The following is a 7072-nucleotide window of genomic DNA, read 5'->3' on the forward strand; positions in this document are numbered from 1 at the left end:
GTCCATCGTGGCCGGAATGGCGTGCCTGGTCTCATGCATGACCTCTTCGACCTTGATCGAGCGCTTGGTGCGCAGAATCTGGTCGAGATCGATGGCGCCGAGCAGCTTGAAGCTCGGATCAATGACGAAGATCTGGCTGAAGCGGTCGGGAAGGTTGTTGTCCTCGCGCATGTAGTCGATGGTCTGGCCGATCGTCCAGAACGGCGGCACCGCGACGAACTCCGTCTGCATGCGGCGGCCGGCGGTCTCTTCGGGATAGTCGAGCGAGCGGCGCAGCCTGATCCGCTCGGTGAACGGCAGTTGCGACAGGATTTCGTCCTGGTCTTCCTTTTCGAGATCCTCGAGAATGTAGACCGCGTCGTCGGAATCGAGATCCTGCACCCCCTGGGCAATCTGCGCGTTGGGCAGGCTGTCGACGATGTCGCGGCGGATCGCCTCGTCGACCTCGGTCAGCGCGGAAAAGTCGAAATCGGCGCCCAACAAGTCGACCAGCGCGCGGCGCTGTTCGGGATGAAGCGCCTCGAGCAGATCGCCAAGTTCCGATTGGTGCAGGTCGTCGACTTCACGCTTCAGCGTCAGCGTGTCGCGATCGGCGATCGCTGCACCGATCGCGGCAAGGAACGAAGACAGAATGGCGCCGTCCTCGCCATAAATGTCGGCGTGGCTGTCCTCAGCGGCCCTGGCGCCGGTCGTCTGTTCGTCCTGGCCTTCCACCAGCGCCTCCCGCCATCAGAATTCCGGAAAAGGTGCCTGTCAGGTCTAGAGCATCGGACCCAGAAGTGGAAACCGGTTTTGGGAAAATCCGATGCTGAAACACAAAGATAGAGCGGCGGCACGATTCGACCTGAGGCTCCGCAGCTCTATTGCGCAATGCGCGGGAATATCAAACGAAATCCACCCTTCCTCACCGGGGAGCGAAGCCACGCGCAACCGGATTGAGGGATGGACGTTGATGCCGCACTCGGCCATCTCCTCAAGGAGGCGTAGGCTCAGCTCCTGAGGCCAGAGACCAACGGGCGCAAAGGACGACAGATCGATCGAAATGGCGGCCTTTGGACACCATAAATCCTCGAACAACCGTCTAACGCTGTTTGAGGCCACTCGGTGACCGAAACATGCAACAGAGCCGGTTCGCCTTACCATCGCGTCAATTGCGCTGACCTGAGCGCGTGCTCGGAATTTGCGGATGGGTGGTGGAATCCCTATAGTTGTGAATTGGCGCACGCTTTCGACTGCGGGCGTGCAGAATCGTAGAGAAGGATACAGATGCCGGACGTCAACTCGGATGCGGCGACACCTCGAATTGCACTCATTTCAACCCACGGCTACGTAGCTGCCAACCCACCACTCGGCGCGGCCGATACCGGCGGACAGGTGGTCTACGTCCTGGAACTTGCCAAAAAGCTGGCCCAATTGGGCTATGCCGTCGATATCTGGACGCGGCGATTTGAAGACCAGCCTCCTATCGATGAAGTGGCAGACGGGGTTCGTGTCCTGCGTGTCGCCTGCGGCGGACCCGATTTTATTCCGAAGGAATACCTCCACCGCCACCTTCTCGAGTGGTGTGAAAACGCGTTGCGCCTGATTCGCAGGGAAAACCTCTCCTACGACTTCATCAACAGTCACTACTGGGATGCGGGCGTGGCGGGGCAGCGATTGTCGGAAGCTCTCAATATCCCGCACATCCATACGCCGCATTCGCTCGGCATATGGAAGCAGCGCCAGATGAAGACGGACTACCCGGACAAGGCCGATACATTCGAGGCCGAGTTCAATTTCACCGAGCGCATAAAGCACGAGACCATCATCTATCGAAGCTGTGCCATGGTGATTGCAACAACGCCGCCGCAGTTGGATATGCTGGTCGAGGACTACAGTCTCGAGCGCGACCGCGTGCACATGATCCCGCCCGGTTACGACGACAACCGGTTCTTCCCCGTCAGCGAGGCGTCTCGCCGGCTGATCCGCCATCGGCTCGGCTTCGAAGGGCGAACGATCCTGGCGCTCGGCCGGCTCGCCACCAACAAGGGCTACGACCTGCTGATCGATGCGTTTTCCGTGGTGGCGCCGCGTGTGCCGGATGCGGTCCTGAGACTTGCTGTCGGCGGCGAGAACATGGACGAGCAGGAACAGAAGATCCTCAACCAGCTCAAGGAACAGGTTGAACAGCTAGGCTTGCAGGATCGTGTCGTCTTCTCTGGATATGTTGCCGACGAGGATCTGGCCGACACGTATCGGGCGGCGGACATGTTCGTCCTGTCGAGCCGCTACGAGCCGTTCGGCATGACCGCGATCGAGGCAATGGCCTGCGGAACGCCCACCGTGGTTACAATCCATGGCGGCCTCTATCGCGGGATCAGCTATGGCCGGCACGCGCTGTTCGGTGATCCGTTCGACAAGGAAGATCTCGGCATCACGATCGTCAAGCCTATGAAGCACCAGCGCCTCTACGGCCGACTGGGTCGCATGGGCGCGCACAAGGCGCGCAGCCTGTTCACCTGGACAGGTATCGCGCAGCAGCTTGTCAGCCTTGTCGAAGGACGTCCGGTGCTGAAGGCGGTCGACGACCATGATTGGGATGAGCCGTGGAACGACGGCGATTGAAACCGATCGCGCTTCTATCGAGTGACCTCGACGGGACTCTGGCAGGCGACGCGCCGGCGACATCACGCTTCCGTTCCAAATGGGAAGCGATCGACCCCGAGCACCGGCCGGTTCTCGTCTACAACAGCGGTCGTCTGGCCGACGATATTTTGAACTTCGTCGACGAAGTCGGCCTGCCAGCGCCGGACTACGTGATCGGCGGTGTCGGCACAATGCTCGCCGGTCCGCGGCACACCTCGCGCCTCGCACACTTTACTGATCTGAGGCACTTTACCCAGAGGTTTTCGGAAGGCTGGTCTCTTGAGAAAGTCGATGCGGTGCTCGGAGCGCTCGAAGACACCGTTCGCCAACCCGATGGCTATCAACACGCCTTCAAATCGAGTTGGTACCTGCACGAAGCAAGTCCGGAAGCCCTTGCCAGCATCGAGCGCGCTCTGGCCGAGGCCGGCCTGTCAGTGACGATGATCTATTCCAGCGGACGCGATCTCGATATCCTGCCGCGTTCGGCAGACAAGGGCCAGGCGCTGGCCTGGCTCTGCAATGAACTCAGCATCGGCCTGGATGAGGTGGTGGTCGCCGGCGACACCAACAACGATCGCAGTATGTTCGACCTGCCGGGTGCGCGCGGGATTGTCGTCGCCAATGCCCTACCCGAACTGCTTGACATGGCTCGGGACAACCCGCTGATTTACAGCGCGAAAGAACAGTTTGCCTTTGGCGTCGTCGAAGGCCTCGTTCATTGGTCGGTATTTGACGACGCCCGATCCTAAACTGGAAATATTGATCTCCTTGTCACGGTTTGAGCGCCCATACCGTCGCGTGTAGAACTGCGCCCGTTTCGGCGATGAGACGTGCCGATTGTACCGGCTCAAAACCGCTGATCCGCTTCGTGCCAGCCCAACGACCGTGATCCGCGAAAACCTCGATCGATCCGTAGTCGAGGAATATCCGCAGCCGTCTTGGACGGGCTCCCTTGGCGATATAGTGAGGAGACTGAGTTGCGCCCCCGTCTTCATGACAAATGGCAAGTCCCTCGTCGTCGACGACAACCTCGAGGCGAACAGTTGGATGATGGAGCTTCAGGCGGAAATGGGCACCCGGCTTTTCCAACTCGAACAGGATTTCGACGGAGCCGTTGATAAAGCTTACCTGCTCTCCGGCTGCAAGGCGCGTTCGGTCCAGAATATGGCTCCGCAGGCTCTCGGCTGCTCCGATGGGCGGGGTATGCAACTCGCCTGCAGACAAATGGATGTTGCGAGGCAACGTCATGGCTGTGGGGAAATCGATCGCTGGTCCGGTATCGGCCCAGTTGGCAAGCCATCCAATACCGACAATGGCATCACCGTCGACGAAGGCCTGGAAGGCGTAGTTATCCGTCCCGAAGTCCAGTTCCTGTTCGAATTCCTTGGAAAAGGTCTGACCATCGAACCAGCCGACAATGGCCATTGTCAGATTCTTGCGCCGGGTGGACTGGTCCTCACTATTCATCAGGCCGAGAATTAGAACCCAGCGCGTCGCGGGATCGGTCGCAGGCCCGTCGAGCGGCAGCAGACAGGGACATTCGATCGCCGTCGTCCGATAGTGTTTCTCGACCAGAAGCTTGCCGATATATGTCCAGCCGGTGGCGGCCGTATGGTCGTGGGTTTCGTAGAGCAAGACAACGCCGCCCTCATCGCTCTGGCTGCCCAGCAGCATTTTCCAACGGCCATCCGGTCCCTTGAAGACGTATGGGTCACGAAAATCGGTGGTCAATCCCTCGTCAAGGGGGCGGTAGGGCAGGATGACGTCGGCATTTCCAGCCGTAATGAGGTCGCTGGAAGTGGCAGTGAGCTGGATCTGCTGTTCCGGGATACGGTCCTGTACCTGCTCGGTGAAAAAGACGCGAATACCCGGGCCATCGGCAAGCGGGATGGCTGAGCCGGAATACGCACCGCCCCGTTTGTCGGGCCTTGCGGTAAGATCTTCCGACGGGAACAGGAAGATGGGCATGTGACGCCATCGCAGATAGTCGGAAGATACGGCGTGCCCCCAGTGCATCGTGTTCCACCGAAGCCCATGGGAATAATGCTGGTAGAAGAGATGTGGGCGACCTCCAAACCGGCCGAATCCGTTTGGATCGTTCATCCAGCCGAACGGCGGGCGAAAATGATAGCTGTCAGGAATGTTCGGCGGGGCATTTCCCGGATTGGTGTGGATAACTGTAATGCCTGTCTCCAGCACGTCGGCCAATGCGAACCAGTAGGCGACCGATACCGAGGTCTGATCCGTGTCGTAGTCGAGTTCGACACTGCCACCGCCGAAGACGTGAAAAATTCTGAATTCATACTCTTCGGCGTTCGTAACGCTCACCTCGCCGAACTTGCCACGGACATTGGAAAAAGACAGCGAGCCCGGAACGTCCGGCTTGGCCGCCTTAAGCCAGATATGGAACGTGGCGTTGACTGGCAGGTCGGCATGCAGGCTTCGAATGGTGTTCCCTCCCGCAATCCTTACCTTGACCTGGCTGTCACTCATGAAGCTGGCTCCGTTCCGTGCGGCGTTACCGGACAGATAGAGGATCAAACCCGGTTTTCGACCTGGAAATGCGCTGCAGAAGGTTAAAGCTGGATCTTCACTTTAGCAAAGCCATTCCCGGGATCGGCCAAGACCTTCTCTTTTCCAGGGGTTTTACCCTCGCCGTCGCTGTGGGGCGTCTGCAATTGCTGGCGCGGCCAATAAATTAACCAGCGCTGTTGCCCCTGGCTGACATTGTCAGGCGTCGCACACCTAACCTTCTATGGGTTGGCGTATCGCAAACTGTGTCTCAATTTGCGCTGGCTGGCGTCCGGTTACCCACCAGATCACCGACACCACAATGATAGAGACGTAGCCGTCAACAGCATAGTGCCATCCGGTATATACCGAACCGTACATTATCAGGGCTGCGAATATCCAACCGAGAATACCGAGGCAGATATTGAGGGAAGAAAGCAGATAGGCATTCAGTGTGGCAAAGGCGACGTGCATGCTTGGCATGGCCGAGATGCCGCCGCCAAGGTCTGGCCGGCCGCTCTGGTAAGCCGTCAGAAGATATGCGGCGGGCTCCCGTACCATGTGGCTATAGTCGAGACCGTCCATGGCGACCTTGAGTCCGCTGAAGCGGTCCTCGCCAACAAACTGGTGGTAGTAGATCGGCCCGACCGACGCCAGCGCCGAGGCCAAGATGGTGCCGAGGATGCATAACGTCAGCGCTGCTGCCCAGAGGTAGCGGATGCGGCCAATCTTGTCCGACCAGAGAGACACGAAAAGTATGGTGCCGAACCATTGGAAAAACCAAATCACCTCATAGCTGTTGAAGACGACGATCGACCACGTATTGCTGTCGAGCCTGTGCGTGAGTTCCCAAGGCGCAGTCCCGTGCAGCCATTCATCCAGATCGGCTAACCAGTTGTCCGCATAGAATGGAACGACGGACGGGATGGCCATCTTATAGGTAGAGTACGCGGTCAAGCTCGCGAAGAAGAACAGCAGAACCAGTAAACAGGCACGCCAGCGCCCTCGAACCAAATCTACGACGTAGCGAGTTGGCTCTGCTCGGCCGTAAATAAGCGCAGCAGAACAGACCCCACTGATAAACAAGATCGGAATACCGACGGTGAATTTCTGAGCATAAACCAGAATTAAGTGGAAGAAAGACTGCGGACTTAGTGCAGACGCGCCTGCCACGTAAGTTGCCATAAACAAGGCAAGGCGCAACGACCATCTTGTCGATGGACTGTAGTCCCTTATCCCTATAGTTAATGACATACTAATTTACCGAGATGCAAATAGCCATCGATGGCATTATCAATGTGATAGCGAAGCAGGCTTACCATGCGGTTACTTCGCCCCCCGCCAGTCCGGACCAACTGCCGGGTTGGATCGGACCGTCGGTCCTGCGCTATGACTGAAAGCTGAATTTAGGAGGATCTCATGGCCATCGGTCCTAACACCAAAGGTGTCTACACCATTGCCCCGACGCCGTTCGAGGCGGATGGCAAGATCGACTGGGAATCACTTGATTCGATGGTCGATTTCTACGAGCGCTGCGGCGTCGATGGGATGACAATCCTCGGCATCATGGGCGAGGCCCCAAAGCTCGACGCCGGCGAATCGCTCGAGATCGTCAAGCGCATCGTGGCGCGCACCAGGCTGCCGGTCATCGTCGGCGTCTCCGCCCCTGGCTTCGCCGCCATGCGCAGCCTTGCGCGCGCCTCGATCGAGGTTGGCGCGCAAGGCGTGATGATTGCGCCGCCGCCGGCGCTGCGCACCGATGACCAGATCGTCACCTATTTCCGCAACGCATCCGAAGCGGTCGGCGAGGATGTTCCTTTCGTCCTGCAGGACTATCCGCTGACCCTCTCGGTAGTCATGACCCCGGCCGTCATCCGCCGCATCGTCACCGACAATCCGGCCTGCTTCATGCTCAAGCACGAGGACTGGCCGGGCC

General features: G+C 58.8%; 5 protein-coding genes and 1 pseudogene. 3 read left to right on the forward strand and 3 right to left on the reverse strand.

Annotated elements, in window-relative coordinates:
- A pseudogene (locus EOA85_RS22630) lies at window positions 1–714 on the reverse strand (CBS domain-containing protein); the annotation flags it as partial.
- Between the two features lie 552 nt (window positions 715–1266).
- Between EOA85_RS22630 and EOA85_RS22635 the strand changes: the two are divergent.
- Both EOA85_RS22635 and EOA85_RS22640 read left to right on the forward strand, forming a co-directional pair.
- Complete coding sequence (locus tag EOA85_RS22635; protein WP_127211236.1) at window positions 1267–2604, forward strand: glycosyltransferase family 1 protein; 1338 nt, start codon at window positions 1267–1269, stop codon at window positions 2602–2604.
- Window positions 2601–3374: an HAD-IIB family hydrolase gene (locus tag EOA85_RS22640; RefSeq protein ID WP_127211237.1), complete on the forward strand. Its 774-nt coding sequence runs from the start codon at window positions 2601–2603 to the stop codon at window positions 3372–3374. The genes EOA85_RS22635 and EOA85_RS22640 overlap by 4 nt, the downstream gene beginning before the upstream one ends.
- Before the next feature lie 22 nt (window positions 3375–3396).
- Here the strand turns inward: EOA85_RS22640 and EOA85_RS22645 are convergent, their stop codons facing one another.
- Together EOA85_RS22645 and EOA85_RS22650 are read right to left on the reverse strand one after the other, a co-directional pair.
- On the reverse strand, window positions 3397–5118 hold the full coding sequence (locus tag EOA85_RS22645; protein ID WP_127211238.1) for a GH32 C-terminal domain-containing protein: 1722 nt from the start codon (window positions 5116–5118) through the stop codon (window positions 3397–3399).
- A 252-nt stretch (window positions 5119–5370) separates the two neighbouring features.
- A complete protein-coding gene (locus EOA85_RS22650; RefSeq protein WP_245485957.1) occupies window positions 5371–6339 on the reverse strand; it encodes a phosphatase PAP2 family protein in 969 nt (322 codons plus the stop codon).
- Window positions 6340–6555: 216 nt separating this feature from the next.
- Here EOA85_RS22650 and EOA85_RS22655 point away from each other — a divergent pair.
- On the forward strand, window positions 6556–7072 hold a 517-nt coding region (locus EOA85_RS22655), incomplete at its 3' end, for a dihydrodipicolinate synthase family protein (protein WP_164759813.1).

The organism is Mesorhizobium sp. M5C.F.Ca.IN.020.29.1.1, from assembly GCF_003997375.1.
Taxonomy (GTDB): Bacteria; Pseudomonadota; Alphaproteobacteria; order Rhizobiales; family Rhizobiaceae; genus Mesorhizobium; species Mesorhizobium wenxiniae.

Coding starts and splice junctions, on each gene's coding strand:
- EOA85_RS22635 (WP_127211236.1), top strand. CDS start 1,267: ATGCCGGACGTCAACTCGGATGCGGCGACACCTCGAATTGCACTCATT.
- EOA85_RS22645 (WP_127211238.1), bottom strand. CDS start 5,118: ATGAGTGACAGCCAGGTCAAGGTAAGGATTGCGGGAGGGAACACCATT.